Annotated in this window: 13 protein-coding genes; 4 read left to right on the top strand and 9 right to left on the bottom strand. The window is 67.1% G+C overall.

All coding sequences use genetic code 11. The features are described from left to right. Nucleotides 1-29 precede the first annotated feature (29 nt). Together dmeF and A3OM_RS0102225 are read left to right on the top strand one after the other, a co-directional pair. Nucleotides 30-995, top strand: a complete 966-nt coding sequence (gene dmeF, locus A3OM_RS0102230; protein WP_018042106.1) for a CDF family Co(II)/Ni(II) efflux transporter DmeF — start codon at nt 30-32, stop codon at nt 993-995. Between the two features lie 536 nt (nt 996-1,531). After that, the gene (locus A3OM_RS0102225; protein WP_018042105.1) at nt 1,532-3,085 is read left to right on the top strand and encodes a calcium-binding protein; all 1,554 of its coding nucleotides are present in this window, start codon (nt 1,532-1,534) and stop codon (nt 3,083-3,085) included. Nucleotides 3,086-3,221: 136 nt separating this feature from the next. Here the strand turns inward: A3OM_RS0102225 and addB are convergent, their stop codons facing one another. From addB to ahcY, 5 genes are all read right to left on the bottom strand, one after another. Beyond that, nucleotides 3,222-6,341, bottom strand: a complete 3,120-nt coding sequence (gene addB / locus A3OM_RS0102220) for a double-strand break repair protein AddB (protein WP_018042104.1) — start codon at nt 6,339-6,341, stop codon at nt 3,222-3,224. A gap of 22 nt (nt 6,342-6,363) precedes the next feature. Further along, on the bottom strand, nt 6,364-7,107 hold the full coding sequence (locus A3OM_RS0102215; protein WP_018042103.1) for a nucleotidyltransferase family protein: 744 nt from the start codon (nt 7,105-7,107) through the stop codon (nt 6,364-6,366). A 167-nt stretch (nt 7,108-7,274) separates the two neighbouring features. After that, the gene (gene tsaE, locus A3OM_RS0102210; RefSeq protein WP_018042102.1) at nt 7,275-8,879 is read right to left on the bottom strand and encodes a tRNA (adenosine(37)-N6)-threonylcarbamoyltransferase complex ATPase subunit type 1 TsaE; all 1,605 of its coding nucleotides are present in this window, start codon (nt 8,877-8,879) and stop codon (nt 7,275-7,277) included. A 289-nt stretch (nt 8,880-9,168) separates the two neighbouring features. After that, nucleotides 9,169-11,748 carry a PAS domain-containing sensor histidine kinase gene (locus A3OM_RS0102205; RefSeq protein WP_018042101.1) on the bottom strand — a complete coding sequence of 860 codons (2,580 nt, stop codon included), beginning with the start codon at nt 11,746-11,748 and terminating at the stop codon, nt 9,169-9,171. Between the two features lie 312 nt (nt 11,749-12,060). Further along, nucleotides 12,061-13,461 carry an adenosylhomocysteinase gene (gene ahcY / locus A3OM_RS0102200; protein WP_018042100.1) on the bottom strand — a complete coding sequence of 467 codons (1,401 nt, stop codon included), beginning with the start codon at nt 13,459-13,461 and terminating at the stop codon, nt 12,061-12,063. 149 nt (nt 13,462-13,610) lie between these two features. Between ahcY and A3OM_RS0102195 the strand changes: the two genes are divergently transcribed. Continuing rightward, nucleotides 13,611-14,285, top strand: a complete 675-nt coding sequence (locus tag A3OM_RS0102195) for a hypothetical protein (protein WP_018042099.1) — start codon at nt 13,611-13,613, stop codon at nt 14,283-14,285. Nucleotides 14,286-14,373: 88 nt separating this feature from the next. On the opposite strand, the gene A3OM_RS0102190 is transcribed toward A3OM_RS0102195, so the two are convergent. After that, nucleotides 14,374-15,993 carry an AMP-binding protein gene (locus A3OM_RS0102190; protein WP_018042098.1) on the bottom strand — a complete coding sequence of 540 codons (1,620 nt, stop codon included), beginning with the start codon at nt 15,991-15,993 and terminating at the stop codon, nt 14,374-14,376. A gap of 10 nt (nt 15,994-16,003) precedes the next feature. Further along, nucleotides 16,004-16,630: a nitroreductase family protein gene (locus A3OM_RS0102185; RefSeq protein WP_018042097.1), complete on the bottom strand. Its 627-nt coding sequence runs from the start codon at nt 16,628-16,630 to the stop codon at nt 16,004-16,006. Nucleotides 16,631-16,962: 332 nt separating this feature from the next. Between A3OM_RS0102185 and A3OM_RS0102180 the strand changes: the two genes are divergently transcribed. After that, on the top strand, nt 16,963-18,270 hold the full coding sequence (locus A3OM_RS0102180) for a GGDEF domain-containing protein (RefSeq protein ID WP_018042096.1): 1,308 nt from the start codon (nt 16,963-16,965) through the stop codon (nt 18,268-18,270). Nucleotides 18,271-18,515: 245 nt separating this feature from the next. Here the strand turns inward: A3OM_RS0102180 and A3OM_RS0102175 are convergent, their stop codons facing one another. Together A3OM_RS0102175 and A3OM_RS26235 are read right to left on the bottom strand one after the other, a co-directional pair. Next, entirely contained in the window at nt 18,516-18,755 is a 240-nt protein-coding gene (locus A3OM_RS0102175; RefSeq protein WP_018042095.1) for a hypothetical protein, read from the bottom strand. 88 nt (nt 18,756-18,843) lie between these two features. After that, nucleotides 18,844-19,071 carry a hypothetical protein gene (locus tag A3OM_RS26235; protein WP_018042094.1) on the bottom strand — a complete coding sequence of 76 codons (228 nt, stop codon included), beginning with the start codon at nt 19,069-19,071 and terminating at the stop codon, nt 18,844-18,846. Between the last annotated feature and the right edge of the window lie 290 nt (nt 19,072-19,361).

Here is a 19,361-nt window from a genome sequence, read left to right as displayed (position 1 = left end):
CTGGACGATTCTTTCAGGACACCCCCTTCATGCACAGCCACAGCATCGAGACCTGGCAGCACCGCCACGATTTCCTCGGACACGCGCATGAGCGCAACGAGCGCCGAACCGTCCTCGTCGTCGGGCTGACCCTGGCGATGATGGTCGCCGAGATCGTCGGCGGGACGGTTTTCGGGTCGATGGCCCTCACCGCCGACGGATGGCACATGTCCACCCATGCGGCCGCCCTCGGCATCGCGGCCCTGGCCTATCGCTTCGCCCGCCTGCATGCCGACGACCCGCGCTTCGCCTTCGGCACCGCCAAGCTCGGCGATCTCGCGGCCTTCGCCAGCGCCATCATCCTCGCCATGATCGCGCTCGCCATCGGCTATGAAAGCGTGCTGCGCCTCAACAGCCCCCAGGCCATCGCCTTCGGCGAAGCCCTGCCGATCGCGATCCTCGGCCTCCTCGTGAACCTCGCCAGCGCTTGGCTGCTCCACGGCGACGGGCACGACCACGCCCATCACGAGGGGCACGGCCATCAGGAGGGGCACGGCCATGGCGACCATGGGGACACCAACTTGCGGGCGGCCTATGTCCACGTCCTGGCCGATGCGCTGACATCGGTGCTGGCCATCGCGGCCCTGCTGGCGGGTCGCTATCTCGGCATCGCCTGGCTCGATCCGGCCATGGGACTGGTGGGCGCGGCGGTCATCGTCGCCTGGTCCTGGTCCCTGATCCGCTCCGCCGGCGCGACGCTGCTCGATGCGGTGCCGGATCGGGGGCTCGCTCACTCCGTGCGGACGCGGCTGGAAACGAACGGCGACACGATCACCGATCTCCACCTCTGGCGCCTCGGCCCCGGCCATACCGGCCTGATCGTCTCCCTCGTCTCCGACCACCCGCAGGAACCGGCGACGTACAAGGCGAAGCTGGCCGATCTGGACGGGCTCTCGCACATCACCGTGGAGGCGAATCTCTGCCCGAACCATGGGACGGAACGGATGCCCGGGTGAGGCGCACTCTCCGCGATCCACGGAGTTCATCGGGTTCGTCGGGCAACATGCCCGGCATCCGGCAGTAAACGGAAGGGCGTTGAGAGTACCGGCGGCATCCGCTCGGCGCTGGGCGTCCGTTGTAGCGCGCCATTTGCCATGGCCTCGATCAGGCAGTGGATTGGTGCGGCGATGTCGAAGGCTTGCCTTCCCCCCGCCGCCGAATCGCAAGAGACGTGTCATGTCCAATTAAGCGGATCACGGTTTCATGGACTTGACTGTCATCTATATAATTTTACTCGACAAAAAACTATCTATTCTGATTTTTTTCTTAGTAAATCAAGTTTTTTAATATATATATTTATAAAAAGGATGTTTAACTTACGATGTAGTCGTATAGACGAGTATTTTAAATATTTTTTAAACTATTGCTGCCAGTCTAGGCTTGTTTAATCGCAATATGATTCGTTGCAGAGGGGCTGGACGTGGCGTTTTTTAGATTTACCTATGAGGGTGATTATAAATCGGACAACTCGGACTTCATATTCAGCTCCCAGATGGCCGCCGGCGTCCGTGCAATCGATTTCGGCCCCGGCACGGCCATCGCCGGATATGAAGGCTTCGGTAATTCTCTAGTCTATGCCTTCTCTGGGCCGGGATTGGACACCGTCTTTGGTGAAGTTGGATATACCACGCCCCGAATCGGCATTTTCGGCGACACCAGCGACTTCGCCTATACGGCGAGGATCACCGGGGGCGATTATGGGGATGTGATTCTCACGGGGGCGGGCGATGACGTCCTGAACGGTGGCGGCGGCAACGATACGCTGGAGGGCGGCCTCGGCTCGAACAACATCGATGGAGGCACCGGGAAGAATACCCTGAGTTATGAGCATTTCCAGGAGTACGAAGCCGACAGCGAGGGTAATTTTTACGGTGTCATCGTAAACATGGCCAGCAACATCGGCACGGATCACTCAAATAGAATCCTTTCTGAAACTTTTTCCAATATCTCGAATATCCGTGGTAGCGATTACACCGATACTATAATTGGAGACACCAAGAACAACGTCATCGAAGGCGGTGGCTTTGGCGACGTCCTGTCTGGGGGGGATGGCCGCGACACGCTGAGCTATCAACATTCCTTCGACGCCGTAACGATCGATCTCTCGACGAACACCGCTTCCAATGGCGATGCTTCGGGAGATAACATTCAGTTGTTCGAAAATTTGCTCGGCAGCGCCTGGAGCGACATTCTCGTCGGAGATACCGGGGACAATGTCATCGAAGGGGGCGCCAGCAGCGACTCCATGTTCGGAGGCGCCGGCAACGACACGTTGAGCTATCAGCAATCCAGCGCGGGTGTAACGGTCGATCTCCTGTTTGACGTCGGCTTCGGCGGCGATGCGGAGGGCGATACTTATAGTTCGTTCGAGAATCTGATCGGCAGTACGTCCGAAGATGTCCTCAGTGGAACCGACGACGCTAACACGCTGAACGGCAATGGCGGTCCTGACGAATTGTTCGGTCGGCGTGGCGACGACCGGCTCGTCATCAGCGCCTCGCCATCGAAGGTGGATGGAGGGGCGGACACGGACCTTCTGTTCGTCAATGCCGGCAGCCCCGTCGAACTGAGCACCACCACGTTCCAGAACATCGAAAAGGTCTATGTGCGCGACGGCGCGGTGCTCGACATGTCGAGCGTCGAGACGGGCACGAAGATTTTTTCGCAGAGCGTTGCCGAGAGTGACACGTCGGTCATCGGTGTCTTGATCGTCGGCACATCGGGCGCTGACCGCATCCAGGGCGGGAAGGGCAACGACGTTATGATGGGCGGTAAGGGCGGGGACTCCCTCTTCGCCGGCGCGGGCGCGGACACGTTCGTGTTCACCGACGGCGACGGTCGCGACGTCATCCGCAAGTTCGACGGGCTCGAGGACACGCTGGACGTCAGCAGCCTCGCCGCCAGCATGGATGACATGACCTTTAGGTCATACCGGGGCGGAACCGGCATCGTGATCACGTTCGAGGGTGACTCCGCCCCTTCGGACAAGATCATCCTGCTCGACGTCGCGTACCAATCACTGACCGAGGGCAACTTCCTGTTCTAGAAACGGCGCCTGCATCGAGCAGGACATCAGGCAATTGCCGGCCCATGGACCGAACCGGATCGCGCAGCCGGACCGGTTCATGGGCTTTGTCGTGAGACGGCTCGCGGAACGGGCGCCCGCCCGTTCCAAACAACCTTCACCCCTCGCCCTCCCCCGCCAGCGACCATTCCAGCACGCGGGCGAGGTGGTCGTAGTCGCCGTAGGACTTGGCGAATTTCGGGTAGGGACGGGAGACGTAGGCCGCGTCGCCGGCCATGAAGCGGGCGACGAGGCCGCGGAAGCGTCGCTCGTGCTCCTCGACGATGGCGTCCAGGGTCCGCGGGTCGCCGCGCGGCGGCTTGACCGGGAGGGGGGTGAACGGGTTCCGCCCGCCGGTGGCGTGGACGTAGAGCAGGTCCGGCGTTTCCTCGCTGCGCGGAACGCCCTCGAAGGCGCCCGCCTTCAGCATCGCCGCCTCCAGGGTGAGCTGGGGCGAGAAGCCGGCGAAGACCTCCTTGTTGCTGGGCGGCTGGCCGGTCTTGAAATCGACGATGCAGGCGGTCCCGTCGCGGCGCTGCTCGATCCGATCGGCCCGCCCGCGCAGGGTGAAGACCTCCTTGCCCATGGGCAGGGCCCACCGGCCCGACATCTCCGGCCGCACCAGCGTGAGGGCGGGACGACGCTCGGCCTCCCAGTCCAGGTATTCGGCGGCGATCCGGCCGTAGCGCGGCCACCACTCGGCATAGAGTTCGGGAAAGGTGTCGGCGATATCGGCGAATTCCGCCTGCGCCAGGGCGTTCAGGCGTTCGGCGGCGTCCTCGGGCAATATCTCGGGATGGGCCTCGGCGAAGTCGCCGAGGATCGCGTGGATCAGCGTCCCCCGCTCGCTGGCACCGGGCCGCCCGGCGACGGGCTCCAGCGGATCGAGCCCGAGCACGTGGCGGGCGAAGATGACGTAGGGATCGCGCACCAGGGTCTCGACCTCGGTGACGCTCAAGGTCCGGGGAAAAAGGGCCGGGTCGGGCTTCGGCTTCGGCTGGGTCAGGCGCGCCGGCACCGGGCCGGCGCCTTTGTCGAGGGCGGCGACGTAGCCGAGGAAGCGCCGCCCCCTCTCGCGGGCGCGCTCCCAGCAGGCCTCGCCGGCAAAGGCCTGGAGCCGCTGGAGAAAGCGTGAGGGCACCGTCGGTGCGCCTTCGCGCTTGGCCGAGCGGGTGATGACGGCATCGTGGCAGCCGAGCGCCTGGACGAAATCATGGGCGGTCTGCCCGATCCGCCGCTCGGGGGGATTGAGGCCGATGCGTTCGCGCATGGGGCGGTTGAGGAAGGCGTCGGTCACCGTCTTCATCGGCCACACGCCCTCGTCGAGGCCGCCGAGCACGATGCGGTCGGCATCGAGCAACCGGGCTTCGAGGAGGCCGAGGATCCGCAGGCGGGGATGGGGGCGTATCCCGCCGCAGGTCACCACCCGCTCGCGGGCGAGCGCCGTGAAGAAGGCTGGGTAATCGAGGGGCATTCCCGGCAACAGGCCCGGTTCCGACGTGGACAGGTCGTCGAACAGGGTGTCGAGGACACAGATCGAATTGTCCTCCGCGGGTTCGTCCCCCTCGGCGGGCGCGATCAGCCGCTCGAAGACCGCGGCATGGCTGCGCCCCAGGGCGACGAGATCGACCCTGCCGCCCTCCTCCGGCCGGAGGAAACCGTCGAAAGCCTGTTCCAGCCGGTCGACGATCCGGGCCGCCAGATCCCAGTCGATGTCGGCGAGGCGGCGCTGCGCGCGGGGGATGCGTCCCGCAGCCGTCCGCCGGTCGGCGAGCACCCGGCGCAATCCGTCGAATCCGGGAGCCGGCGCCGGCCCGCGCAGGGCACCGATCTCGAGGGCCGCCGCACCGCGCCGGACCTCGTCGCGCGTCATGCCGAGGCGGACCAGCGGATGGGCGAGGAGGGCGATCACCCGATGCGGCTGCAGGTCCGCCGCCATCTCGGCCGCCATGCGCGCCAGACGCCCGGCCGGACTGACGGAGAGCGCCTCCCCGGCAGAATCCTCGGCGACGATCCCCCAGCGCGCGAGTTCGGCCGCCACCCGTCTGGCGAGGTTCCGGTCGGGGGTGACGAGGGCGGCGGTGGCGCCGGGCGTCTCGAGGGTCTCGCGCAGGGCGATGGCGGCGGCCAGGGCCTCCTCCCGCTCGTCGGCGGCTTCGATCACCGCGATGCCCGCCATTCCGGTATCGGCAGTGTCGCGGCGCGCCTCGGGCGACAGCTCCGACCAGGCATCGGTGGTCTCGGCCGGGCGCAGAGCCTGCGACAGCAGCGCCGACCGTGCCCGGTCCCGAGGCGTCGGCTCCCCAAGGGCCGTGATCGCTTCGCGACCGAGGGCGAGGCAGCCGGAGCCGAGAAGGCGATGCAGGATGGCCTGGGGATGGCCATGGGCGATCTCGCGATCCGCCCCCTCCCCCGTCTCGATGGCGTCCCAACCGGCCTCGTCGAGATCGGTATCGAGGCCCGGCAGCACCACCGCCCCCCTCGGCAGGGTGGCGACGGCCGCGATCAGCTTTGCGGTCGCGGGCACCGACCCGGTGGAACCGGCGATGATGACCGGGTCGCCGGGCTTGTCACGCATCAGCCGCGTCGCCTCCGCGAGGATGAGCGTGCGCGAGCGCGCCACCGGATCGCTCAAGGCGCGGTCGTGGAGGATCTTGGGCCAGTTCTCGGCGGCGATGCGCACGAAATCGAGGGTGAGGCCGAAATAATGCGAGTACTCGGCCTCCACCGCGCTGGCGATCTCGGTCCAGGCCACGCCCTCCACGGTGAGGGCGTCCATCAGCTTCTCGAGATCGGAGGCGAGATAGACGGCGTCCGCCGGCGAGGAGGGAACGAGGAAGGGCACGTCGTCGCCCATGGGGAGGAGCTTGCGGTCGACGGTCTCGGCCCAGGCCTGGACGAGGCGGGCGAGGATCAACCGACGCTCCAGGGGCGGCATCGCCGGGGCGAGCTGGTCGGAGCCGTTCTCGATGAGCGGATTGGCGGCGACGTCGAGCTCGGCCTCGTCCGCCTCGCCCAGCGGGATCAGGCGCGGCAGGAGCGCGCTGCCGAGCCGCTCGGCCAGGATCGCGGACAGGGCCCGCGTCGCGCGCCGCGTCGGGAGATAGAGGGTGACGCTGGCCAGGGCGAAGGGATCACCGGCGACGTCCCCGACGAGGCGGCCGGTGATCAGCGCGTCGGCGAGGGTCGGCAGGAACGAGGCGCCGGGGGGGATCGTGAAGACGCGGGACTCCGTCATGTCGTCGTTCCGATCCTGACGTTCACTGCACCTGCGCGCTCGCCTTCACCCGCGCCTCGGCGGCCTCGATCGCCTCCGGGGTGCCGACATGAAGCCATTGGCCGTCGAGGCGCAGGCCGAACAGGCGTTCCCGCTCGATGGCGCGGTCGAACAGCAGGTTGAGAGAGAACGATCCCTCCGGCGTGCCGGCGAAGAGTTCGGGCTTGAGGATGGCGACACCGGCATAGATGAAGGGCGCCACCTCACGCTCGCCGCGACGCTGGAGGGCGCCACCGGCATTCATCACGAAATCCCCCTTGCCCTCGTAGCCGAGGCTCGTCGCCGTGGGTGCGACGAGGAGCAGAATGTCCATCCGCTCCGGCTCCCAGGTGTCGATGAGCCGGCCGAGATTGGGCTGAGGCCCTTCGAGCCAGAACGAATCCGAGTTGAGGACGACGAAGGGGTCCGTGCCCAGAAGCGGCAGGGCCTTCTTCACGCCGCCTCCGGTCTCGAGGAGGGCGTCGCGCTCGTCGGAGATCCGGATCGCCGGCGCCGTGCTGCGACGGGCCAGATGACCTTCGAGCAGGTCGGCGAGGTAGTGGACGTTGACCACCGCCTCCCCGATCCCGGCTTCCGCCGCCCTGTCGAGGGCATGGTCGAGCAGGGCGCGGCCAGCCACTTCCACAAGGGGTTTGGGCACGGTCGCCGTGATCGGCCGCATGCGTTTGCCGAGGCCCGCCGCGAGGACGAAGGCGCGTTGGATGGCGGATACGGGGCTGTCGGACATTCCGTCGGCGTCTCGGGGGCGAGGGCTATGGCATCGGGTGCGGCGGCATCGTGGGGAACTCGCTCCTCGGGTCAAGCCCGAAAGCGCGGCCCCGCAGGGCAATCGCTCGACGCGCTTGCCCTGGCTTTCTCGCTGGCCTCGGTCGCCGGCGCCCGCCTTCCGCGGGCTCAGGCCTCGCCCTCCTCCGCCGGCTCCTTGGCCACGAGATGGGGCAGATGCTCTTCGTGCCACAGGCGAATGCGGGTGAGCGCCGGATGGGCGAGGTTGCGGGCGAGATAGCCCTCGATCCGGGGCAGATGCGCGAGATAGGCCGGCTTGCCGTCCCGCTTGTCGAGCCGGGCGAAGATACCGAGGATCTTGGTGGCGCGCTGGGCGGCCATCACCGCATAGGCCCGCGCGAAGCCCTGCATGTCGAAATCCGGCTCGCGACTGCGCCGTTCACGCACGTAGAGGCCGAGCAGGCGCAGTTCGAATTCGGCCGTGGCGTCGACCCGGGCATCCTGCAGCAGGGAGGCGAGATCGTAGGCGGGGTGGCCGAGCACCGCGTCCTGGAAATCGATGACGCCGATGCGTTCCAGCCCTTCGCGGTCGGGCATCCAGATCAGGTTCGGCGAATGATAATCGCGCAGGGTCCAGGTCGGACGTTCCGGCTCGACACCGCGCAGCACCTCAGCCCAGAGCGCCACGAATTCGGAGCGGGCGGGTGCGGGCAGGGAGGTCCCGAGCACCGACGGGCAGTACCAGTCCGGCAGGAGCTCGGTCTCGAACAGCAGCGCTTCGAGATCGTAGGGCGGCAGGACGTGGTCGACCCCATCGGCGACGGGGAGAACCCCGGGGAGTTCGGTGGCATGGAGCTTGGCCAGGAGGCGCACCGCCTCGGCATAGCGCTCGGGGCGCGGGCCATTGGCATCCACCACCGGTTCCGAGCCGAGATCCTCGATGATGAGCAGGCCCTCGTCGAGATCCTCGCCGTAGATGCGGGGTGCCGAGAAGCCGAGGGCGCGAAGACCACGGTCGACGCCGACGAAGGCGTGGACGCTCTCGGCCAGCTTGACGATGGCGCTGTAGGGCTTGCCGTTGCGCACCGGCGGCCCGTCCGGCCGCGCCGGAGAGATCATCAACACGGCCCTGGTCCCGTCCGGTTTCACCAGACGCTCGTAGGCGCGCGAGGACGCATCGCCCTGCATGAGGATGCGCTCCGCCTCGTCCCAACCGCTGCGGTCGAGGAGCGCGCGGAGGGCGCGGGCGCGCTGCATGCGGGCGCGCATGCCGCCCTGGCCGTCGATGCGGGCAAAGCGCGAGCCCTCACCGAATTCCGGCCGCAACGACAGGTCCACGGACAGGATCGGCCCGTCGCGCGAGCCGAGGCGCTCGGGCCATTCCACCAGCGTGATCGCGGTCTCGGTCATCTCGTCGAAGCCGAGTTCCACCAGCTCGTCCGGCCCGCGCAGGCGGTACAGGTCGGCATGGACGATCTGCCGGCCGTTCTTGCCTTCGTAGGGCTGGATCAGGGTGAAGGTCGGGCTCGGGACTTCGAGCTCAGGTTCGCCCGTGAGTTCGCGGATCAGCGCCCGCGCAAGGGTGGTCTTACCGCCGCCGAGTCCGCCGGACAGGGCGACGATGTCGCCCGGCAGCAGGAACTCCGCGAGAAAGCGGCCGAGATCCTCCGTGGCGCCCTCGTCGGGAAGGACGAAGGCCCAGGCGGCTTTGGTCTCGCGCCGGGGCTCGCCCGAACCGTCCTCACTCACCGCCACATCCTCCGTCCGCGCCATTTGCACTGCGGCCTCGAAGCCCGGCCACGGAGTGGCCGAGACGTGAGGCGCGCCGCCGATCTAACGCAAGCACCCTTAATCAAAATCGCCAACCACTCTAAGGGGTGCCGCATGTGCGGGCCAGCGGCGCAACCGGGCCAACATCGTTTTCACCGGGGATGGATCGGGGGCGATGAGGTCGCGGGGCGAAGTCGGAGTGATGCCAACGGTGGAATGGGTCTGACGTCCGGGGAAAGCTCCGCGGCGGACATTTCGTCGCCGTGGCCTCGATGCCCGTCGGTCGAAGGCGTCATTCCGCCGCCGCGCGTTTCGGCTCCGCGACGTTCACGGGAAACGTGCAGGTCACGCGGGTGCCGCTCCCCGGCTTCGATGCGAGTTCCACCCGGCCGCCATGGAGCTCCACGAACGAGCGCACGATGGAGAGGCCGAGGCCGACGCCGCGATGGCGGGTTCCGAGGGTACGGCTCTCGAAACGGTCGAACACCCGCGCGGCGACGTCCTCCGGCATGCCGCGGCCCTCGTCGCGCACGGTCAGAGTGAGCTCCGTCTCCGTCCGGTGGGCCGTGACGCGAACCACCTGACCGGGTGACGAGAAGCCCACGGCGTTGGAGAGGAGGTTGAACAGGATCTGCCGCACGCGCTTTCCGTCGGCGACGAAACTGCCGATGTCGGCGGGCATGTCGAGATCGAGGCTGATGGCGGATTCGGCCAGACGGTCCTCCAGGCCGCGGGCGGCCGCCTCCACCGTCGCCCGGACGTCGATGACCTCGCGGGCGAGTTCGAGGGAACCGGCATCGATCGAGGCGAGATCGAGAATGTCGTTGATCATCACGAGGAGCGCCCCCGAGGAGCGCATGATGTGATCGGAATATTCGCGCTGGCGCTCGTTGAGCGCACCCACGGTCTCGTCGCCGAGAAGCTGGGTGAAGCCGATGATGTTGGTCAGCGGCGAGCGCAGTTCGTAGGAGACGTGGTGGACGAAGGTGTCGCGCAGCTGCGAGGCCCGTTCCAGGGCGTCGTTCTTGTCGGTCAGCGCCCGCTCCACGTTCACGCTGGCGGTGACGTCGATGAGGGTGAGCAGCGTCGCCCCCTCCGGCAGGGGCTGAGCGGCGCAATCGAGCACCGTGCCGTCCACGATCTCCAGACGACATGTGAGGCCCGCCCGGCTCTCGAGGCCGGTGATGGCACCACGGATGTCGAGCCAGGGCTCCTCGTCCGGCGACAACTTGCGGCAGACATCGATCACCGCATCGACGCGCGGACGCTCGCCGAGGGTCTCCTGCTCCAGGCGCCACAATGTCGAGAAGGCACGATTGGCGAAAGTCAGGCGGCCATCGGCGCCGAACACCGCCACCGGTTCCTTGAGCGTGTCCAGGGTCTCGGCCTGCACCCGCATCAGGGCGTTGTAGCGGGATTCGAGCTTCACGTTCTCGGAGACGTCGTCGAACAGGTAGGTCAGGCCGCCCTGGGGATTGGGATCGGCGACCACACGCAGGGAGCGTCCATCGGGCGGATGCCACCAGGTCTCGCTGGCCTCCACGGCGCGGTAGGCGGCGAGCACGTCGGATTTCCACGCCTTGAAATCGGCCTGTTCGGGAAGCTTCCGGGCGGCGCGCAGATGATCGAGGATCTCGCCGTCCAGGGGGCCGGAATCGAGGAAGGCCTGATCGAGGCTCCAGAGCTGGCGATAGGCGGCATTGTGGAAGATCAGCCGCTGGCGCGCGTCGAACATCGCCACGGCGGTGGGAAGCTGGTCGAGGGTGCGGACGTTGGCATCCATCTGGCGCTGCAGGTCGGCGCGGACGCTCTCGAGTTCCGAGACGTCCACGGCGATGCCTACGCGGCCCGAATCGATGACGGCCTCGGTGACGTCGAGGATGCGCCGACCGCCGGCCACCACCGCCGACAGGCGCTTTGCCGCCCTGCCCCCGGATGCCGTCCGGTCGCCATCGCTGCGGGCGATGAGGTCCCGCGCCTGACGGTCCAGGAGTTCGATCCCGCCTGCGATGGCCGTCTCGCGGCTTCCGGCTTCGACGGCGGCGACATAGGCCGTGTTGACCCAGGCCAGGCTGCCATCGCGGTTCCGGCGCCAGACCGGCTGGGGAATCGCGTCGAGGAGGCTCGCGAGGGCGGACAAGCCGCGCTTGGTCTCGTCGAGGGTCTCGCGCAATTCGGCGAGTTCGCGATGTTCCTCGGTGGTCTCGCGCAGGCGCAGCAGCGCCCGGCCGGCCAGGGGCTGCCCGTGCGCGTCGATGATCCGCCCCGATTGCGCCCGCACCGTCATCCGGAACCCGGCGCCGCGTTCGCGCAACGCATCGAGGGAGGCTTCGATCGCGCCCGCATCCGCCGGCACAAGCCAGGTTCCGAAAGCGAGGATGAGCCCGGCCGGGCCGGGTTTCACGCGGTTGCCGTCGAAGGCGAGGGTGAGGTCGCCTTCGATGATGGCCTCGCCGCGCCCCGACCATGTGACGATGACCTGCCGTTCGGAGCTGAGCAGCATCTCGGCCCGGTCCTCGGAGCCGCGCAGGGTATCCAGGTCGGCGATGAGGGCGCGCTCGCGCCGCGTCCACCGCCCGCGCTCGCGCAAATGCAGCAGGGACAGGATCGTCGCGAAAACCGTGAGACCGATGAGGATCGCGAGGCCGGTGGCGTTGTGCATGTGCAGTGGCAGCCCGAAGCCCCACGATGATTGCTCGCCGGCATAGCCGGAGCCGAGCGTCGACGCACTCGGCACCGGCGCGGGCGCTCCATCGGCGGAGGCCGCCGCGGCCTGTCTCATCATCGCGATGCCCGTCGCGAAACCGACCGCGACAGAGACGACGGCAGCGGCGACACGCCCGTACAGGCGTGCCGTTTCATCGACCCTCATGACACGTACCGCCCCTACGAATCGTCGCTGAGGCGCAACTGCGCCCTACCCGCGACACGCCTCGAAAGGCGGCTGCGAGGTTACCTCCACATGAGGAATCACCCCACACTAGCGCGAGCCGGAATCCTGCCGGAAGAGGGTTAAGCTTAAGTTCACCATGTTGCCGACCGGTTGCCCGGACATCGGCGCAGAAAGGACACACTCGCGGCACCGCCTCGGCGCGGCGAGTGTGACGAAAAAGGCCCGGCGAGACGCCGGGCCTTTCTCATTCCGTATTCGCGGGCCGGCGAAAGTCGCCTCCCGCCCGTCCGATCAGTAGCGGTAATGGTCCGGCTTGAAGGGGCCGTTCTCGGAGACGCCGATATAGGCGGCCTGATCGGGACGGAGCTTCGAGAGCTTCACGCCGATCTTCTCGAGATGGAGCATCGCCACCTTCTCATCGAGGGCCTTGGGCAGGGTGTAGACCTGACGCTCGTACTTGCCCGGGTTGGTCCAGAGCTCGATCTGGGCGAGCGTCTGGTTGGTGAACGAGGCCGACATCACGAAGGACGGATGGCCCGTGGCGTTGCCGAGGTTCACCAGGCGTCCCTCCGAGAGGAGGATGATGCGGTGGCCGTCGGGGAAGGTGATCTCGTCCACCTGCGGCTTGATGTTCGACCACTGCATGTTCTTCAGGCCGGCGACCTGAATCTCGTTGTCGAAATGGCCGATGTTGCAGACGATGGCCCGGTCCTTCATCGCCCGCATGTGGTCGAGGGTGATGATGTCCTTGTTGCCCGTGGCGGTGACGAAGATGTCGGCGCGGGGCGCTGCATCTTCCATCGTCACGACCTCGTAGCCTTCCATGGCGGCCTGGAGGGCGCAGATCGGATCGACCTCGGAGACCAGCACGCGGCAGCCGGCGTGGCGCAGCGACGAGGCCGAGCCCTTGCCGACATCGCCGAAGCCCGCGACCATGGCGACCTTGCCGGCCATCATCACGTCGGTGCCGCGGCGGATGCCGTCCACCAGCGATTCACGGCAGCCGTAGAGGTTGTCGAACTTCGACTTGGTGACGGCGTCGTTCACGTTGATCGCCGGGAAGAGCAGCTTGCCCTCCTTGGCGAGATTATAGAGGCGGTGCACGCCCGTGGTGGTCTCCTCCGAGACGCCCTTGATCGAATCGGCGAGGCCGGCGAACCAGCCCTTCGGCTTCTCGGCGAGCTTCTTCTTCAGGAGGGCAAAGAAGATCTCCTCTTCTTCCGACTCGGGCTTGTCGAGGAAGGCGGTGTCGCCGTTCTCGGCGCGGAGACCCAGATGGACGAACATGGTGGCGTCGCCGCCATCGTCGAGGATCATGTTCGGCATCGAGCCGTCATGCCAGTCGAACAGCTTGGAGGTGTAGTCCCAGTACTCGGTGAGCGTCTCGCCCTTGATGGCGAAGACCGGGATGCCGGCGGCCGCGATGGCGGCGGCGGCGTGGTCCTGCGTCGAGTAGATGTTGCACGAGACCCAGCGGATGTCGGCGCCGAGCGCCTTCAGGGTCTCGATCAGCACGGCCGTCTGGATCGTCATGTGCAGCGAGCCGGCGATCTTCGCGCCCTTCAGGGGCTGCGACGGACCGTATTCCTCGCGGGTGGCCATCAGGCCCGGCATCTCGGTCTCGGCGATCGAAATTTCCTTGCGGCCGTAATCGGCCAGACCGATGTCCTTGACGATGTAATCCTGGGCCATGGGGTCGCTTCTCCGTCTCTCGCTTCGTTGTGGCGAGGCCTATAGCAGGCGAACCGGCGCGAAGCAATCAAGACATAAAGATGTCTTTATACGTGTTCCAGGCTGCACCGGTTTGGGATTGGGTTCGCGGGACAGGAAGGAAAGAGCGGATGGGACGCTTCACCGACGAGATGCGCGCACGCCTGCCGGCCGGCTTCACGCTGCCGCCGGAGATCGCCTCCCTGTTCGACTGGATCGAGGAGCGGGGCCTTCTGCACCAGAGCCAGCGTGTGCCCGGAGACATGTTCGGGACGCTTCAGCCGCTGGAACCGCCCTACCGGGGCGCGGTCGTTCTGTTCCGGGTCGAGCGGGAGGACGAGGCCCGCTCCTACGCCGAGGGCTGGTTCGGAAACCCGGACACTGCCGCGCGCCTGATCCCCTTCGCCCGGACGGGTGCGGACGGTTCCTACGCGGCCTTCTGGCTCGATGACGAAGGATGTCAGCGCATCGTCCATCTCGGATCCGAAGGCGACGGCCTCTGCGTGCTCGGGCAGACGCCCCTCGATTTCCTCCGGCTTCTGGCCATCGGGCACAACGAGTTGGGGACCGGGCTCGCGCATCCCGACGCGGAGCCGGAGGACGAACCGGATTACGAGATGGAGGTGGACAACCCGCCCTTCCGGGATTGGCTGACGACGACCTACGGCGTGACGATACCCAGAACGGTCTCGGAGATCGTACCGGCGGCGCCGGACAGTTTCGCCAAGGCGAGCGACGACCCGTTCTGGCAATGGGTTCGCCGGCTGCAGGAAGCCAGGGACGGGGCCGTTCCACCCGGTCCCTGACCCGCCCCCAAAGTCATTTCCGATGACCTGCCCGGCATCCGGCCGCCCGACGAGATCGTCCTCGGCGCGCTCAAGCGGTCGATGAGCCTCAGCCCTCGTCGCGCAACTGCCGCCGGATGATCTTGCCCGAAGTCGTCATCGGCAGGGACTCGCGGAACGTGATCTCGCGCGGATATTCGTGCGCGGAGAGGCGCGAGCGGACGAAGGCCCTGATCTCGTCGGCCAGGGCGTCGCTCGCGGCGATCCCTTCCCGCAGGACCACGAAGGCCTTGACGATCTCGGTGCGGAGCGGGTCCGGCTTGCCCACCGCCGCCGCGGAGGCGACCGCCGGATGGCGCAGGAGGCAATCCTCGATCTCCACCGGCCCGATGCGGTAGGCCGCCGAGGTGATGAGGTCGTCCTCGCGGCCGATGAAATGGACGTAGCCGTCCGCATCCCGCCGGGCGGTGTCCCCGGTGAGCATCCACTCGCCGCGAAACTTGGCGGCGGTGGCCTCGGGCTGGTTCCAGTAGCCGAGGAACATCACCGGGTCGGGCCGGGACACGCAGATCTCACCAGGTTCGTCGATGGCCGTCTCGCTGCCGTCGGCGCGCTGGATCATCACCCGGTGGCCGGGCACCGGCCGGCCGGTGGAGCCGGCGCGCGCGATCCCCGCCGCCTTGCAGGAGGCGAGGACGAGATTGCACTCGGTCTGGCCATAGGCCTCCCCGATGGTGAGGCCGAGTTCGCCGCGGACCCATTCGAAGGTTTCGGGCCCCAGGGCCTCGCCGGCCGAGGCGATGTTGCGCAGGCGTGAGAGGTCGAACCGCCCGCGCGGGTCGGGCACGCCGCGCAGCATCCGGAGGGCGGTGGGTGGCAGGAAGGTCGTGGTGATGCCGAGTTCGGCGATGAGCGCCAGGGCCGTCTCCGGCGCGAACCGCGCGGTGGCCCGCGCGACCACCGGCACGCCGTGATGCAGGCTCGGCAAGACCGCGTTGAGGAGCCCGCCCGCCCAGGCCCAGTCGGACGGCGTCCACATCAGGTCGCCGGATTTGGGGGGGAAGTCGTGCATCATGGCAAAGCCCGGCAGATGGCCGAGGAGCACGCGATGGGCGTGGAGCGCCCCCTTGGCGAGGCCGGTGGTGCCTGACGTGTAGATCATCAGGGCCGGATCGTCCGCCCGGCTGTCGATGGCCGTGAAGCCGGCCTGGGCCGAGCCGATCAGGTCGGCATAGGCGTGCACGCCCTCGGCGGCACCGTCGAGGCAGACGAGATGGGCGAGGGCCGGCAGGGCGTGGCGAATGCCCTCGATCTTCGCCAGTCCCGCCGCATCGGTGATGAGCGCGACGGCGCCGGAATCCGACAGGCGGTATTCCAGCGCCTCCGGGCCGAACAGGCCCGCCAGCGGCAGGGCGATGGCGCCGAGCTTGTAGGCGGCGGCATGGGCAACCACGACGGCGGCCGATTGGGGCAGAAGCACCCCGACGCGGTCGCCCGGGCGCAGGCCGAGCCCGACGAGGGCGTGAGCGAGGCGGTTCGACGCCTCGCTCAGGTCTCCGAAGGACGTCGTCGTCACCGCCCCCGAGGACGAGACGTCGTGGATCGCGGCGCGATCCGGCTCGATCCCGGCCCAGCGGTCGCAGACATCGACGCCGATGTTGAACCGCTCGGGGATGTCCCAGGCGAAGCCCGACACCAGGGCATCGTAATCGGAGGCCGGTTTCAGCACGACGGAGACCTCACTCCCCGGCGGTTCGGAAGCCGCCGGCGAAGACGAAATCCGTGATCGGACGACGTCCGGTCGGACTCTCCTTCGCGGTCTGCTCCTCCGTGAGATCGGCGGCCTTGGTCATGCGGCCGACGCCATAGGCGGCCTCGACCCGGTAGGTCTCCGGTACGTTGAGGGCCGTGATCGTGCGCTCCCGGTCGAAGCCGGTCATCCCGTGCGCGTGCCAGCCCTGGCGAATGGCCTGGAGCTGGAAATTCGCCGAGGCCGCGCCGGCATCGAGGGAATGGCTCCAGGACGGCTTCAGCTCGTCGCCGACCTTCATCTGCGTGTTCGAGACCAGGATGACGATGGCGCCGGTGTCCTTCACCCATTTCTGGTTGCCGGGCACGATCAGGTCGAAGAACACCTGCCAGTCGGGCGTGTCGCGCAGGGCGTAGAGGAAGCGCCAGGGCTGCGAATTATACGCCGACGGCGCCCATCGCGCCGCCTCGAACATGCGCAGCAACTCGGCTTCCGGCACGGCCTCGCCTGTAAAGGCGCGCGGCGAGCGGCGTTCGATGAAGAGCGGATCGATCTCGTGGTCGGGCTGACGAGGCGGCAAGGCAATCTCCAGGGGTGACGAATCCGCATGGCACATTCGGGCCGGCGAAGCGTTCAACGGGAGATGCACGAGGTTGGGTGCAAAGCGCAAATCTTCCCTGCGCAACCGACCCGAAGGCGGACTGAATTCTATTTACGGTTGTAGGAAATCGGTTCATTTTGATCGATCGTTTTCAGAAAAATTCAGCGTCATTATGTATATTCGTCCACGCTGGGGTCATGCTTGACCCGGCGATGGGACGAAACAGCGATTTCGCTGTTTAGGATCGTGCGGTCCAAGGCTTGGGCCAGGGTGATTTCGGGGCGAATGGCGGTGAGCCGTGGACGCATCGCGTGACTGAACAATCGATTTGCCGCTTGAATATTGACGTGAAACCAGCGCTCGATGCCTCGAGCGTCTGCGAAGACGTGCGCATGCTCGACGCCATCGACCGGCAGTTGCACACGCAGAGCTTGAAGCTCGCCTTCGACTCCGATCTCGAAGCGCGTTTCGAGGATGACACGCGCGCAAAGCGCATCCGCGACATTCGTCGTACGATCATCCTCGGCATGGTGGTCTTCCACATCTACAACATCGCCGGTTTCGTGACGACGCCGGACCTGGCCCTCCTCAATGTCGGGTTGCGCGTCTTTGCGATGACTCCGCTCGCTCTGCTCATCATCTGGGCGGTGGGGCGGGTCAGCGGGCCGGTTCGGGAGGCCATCGGCGGAATCGGCATGCTCGCCGCCAGCGGCATCCCCATCCTGATCTTCTGGATGGGAACGGGTCCCCTGGTCTCGTTGACCACGGCAACGATCTGGCTCAGCGTCCTCTTCGCCAACATCACCCTGCCCCTGCGGTTCTTCTGGGCCTGCTTCCTGTCGGGCATCACGGCCGTGGCCGTGGTGGCGGGGCTGTGCCTCAAGCCGGAAATCGTTCCGTCCGTGGGGGGCGTCCTCGGTCTCGACATGATGACCGGCATCCTCTTCAGCCTCGTCGCCACCTACAGGATCGAAGCCGCGAACCGCCGGGACTATCTCGTCAACCTGCGCGAGACCCTGCGCGCCAAGCGGCTGGCCGAGGACAACACCACCCTCGCCCACCTCTCCACCACCGATTCCCTCACCGGCATCGCCAATCGCCGGGCTTTCGCCCGCGAGCTCTCGGAGTTCTGGGAGGCCAGCCTGGCCGGCCGGCATTTCGCCGTGATGTTGATCGACGTCGACCACTTCAAGCTCTTCAACGATCATTACGGCCACGGCGCCGGCGACACCTGCCTGCGTGAGGTCGCCACACTCCTGGCGAAGACGGCCGCGGGCTCGGGGGCGTTCGTGTGCCGTTATGGCGGAGAGGAATTCGCCGTCCTCATGCACACCAGAGACCCCGACGAAGCCTTTGGATTCGCGGAACGGTTCCGACGCAGCGTCGCCGAGAAGGGCCTCCTGCACGGAAACAGGAGCGACGATCTCGGCTTCGTCAGCGTCAGTATCGGGGTGGCGACGAGCTGCGGCGTCGCGGTCACGGCCGGGGGACTGGTCGAGGCGGCCGACATGGCTCTCTACGAGGCGAAGGGCACGGGCCGGAACCGGACCTGTCGCAACGGCAAGGCCGGCAACGGTGATGGAAGCCCCATACGACGCGTGGGCGCCGCCCATTGGAGCGTCAACCAGAAACCACCCATCGCCAAGGCGGGATGAACCCCACGCCCCGCGTCATGGTCTCGACCATGGAGGTCACGCGATGAAGGCAGTATCGGCGCCGCTCTTCGCGATCCGCAACGAACCCGGACCGCGCAAGACGGAAATCTCGGTTCGGATGGTGCTTGGAACACCGGACGCGACCGTCCCTGTACCCGGTGTCTGATCCACTCGTCCGGTCCGGACCTCAGCCCGCGCCGGACTCTCCCGATGGAAGGACGAGGCCGGCGCGGGCTGGGGGTGGACTAATCGACGACCTTCGCCGTGGGACGGTCGTTGCCCTGGGCGGTCTCGTCGTGCCAGTCGCCCTTGCCGTCCTGGTAGCGGATGCCTTCCGTGGAGCCCGGCACCTGTTGCTCGGCGGCTGCGGCCTGGGCAGCCTGCAGGGCCTCGTCGTGGCTGGGGAAGGTCTCGGAGAAGACGTCGCCCACCTTGTAGGCGAAGCCGCCATCGTGTTCGACGATGCGATAGGTGATCTCGGACATGCGGGTTCCTCCTCACGGCGCCTGCGTTCTTGCGCCACGTGCTCGGCATGGCGAACGGAGCGGGGCTGTCCGAGGTTCCGTCGCAGGCTCAGTGCCGGGTGGGCGGAATAGGGTCCAGGACGGCCACGGCGGCCTCACAACCGGCAATCAGAGACTCCCGGACCTCTCTCTGGTCGAAGCCGATTCCGTCAGGGAACGCCATGATATGGGCGGCATCTCCGCCTTCCCGGAGAATCCTACAGATCCAGCCCTCGGCCACCCGCTCGAAGTGCACCTCGTAACGTGTGCCGTCATGCTCGAATTCGTGAGGGTCCATCTCTGCCTTCCTTCCGGGCCGGCGGATCACGGCCCGTCCGGTGGGCCTCGCCGGATGTGGGAAGCCGGGCTATGGCGTCAACGACCGAATGGAATGCGAAAGATCCGGCGATGCGCCTTCTCCTGCCTGCTGCGTCCCTCTGCGCGGTTCTCGCCTGTCCGGCGGCCTTTGCCCAATCGGGCGGAAGCCTGTTCGGCAGCCCCGAGCGCGTGCCGGCCAATCCGTTCGCGTCGAACTACCCCTCGGCTGCCCCACCGCGCGCCCAACCCGCCTACGAACGCTCACCAAGC

The sequence above is a fragment of the Methylobacterium sp. 88A genome (genome assembly GCF_000376345.1).
GTDB classification, from domain to species: domain Bacteria; phylum Pseudomonadota; class Alphaproteobacteria; order Rhizobiales; family Beijerinckiaceae; genus Methylobacterium; species Methylobacterium bullatum.
The sequence above is the reverse complement of the archived record's forward strand: the minus strand, read 5'-3'. Positions and strand labels throughout refer to the sequence as shown.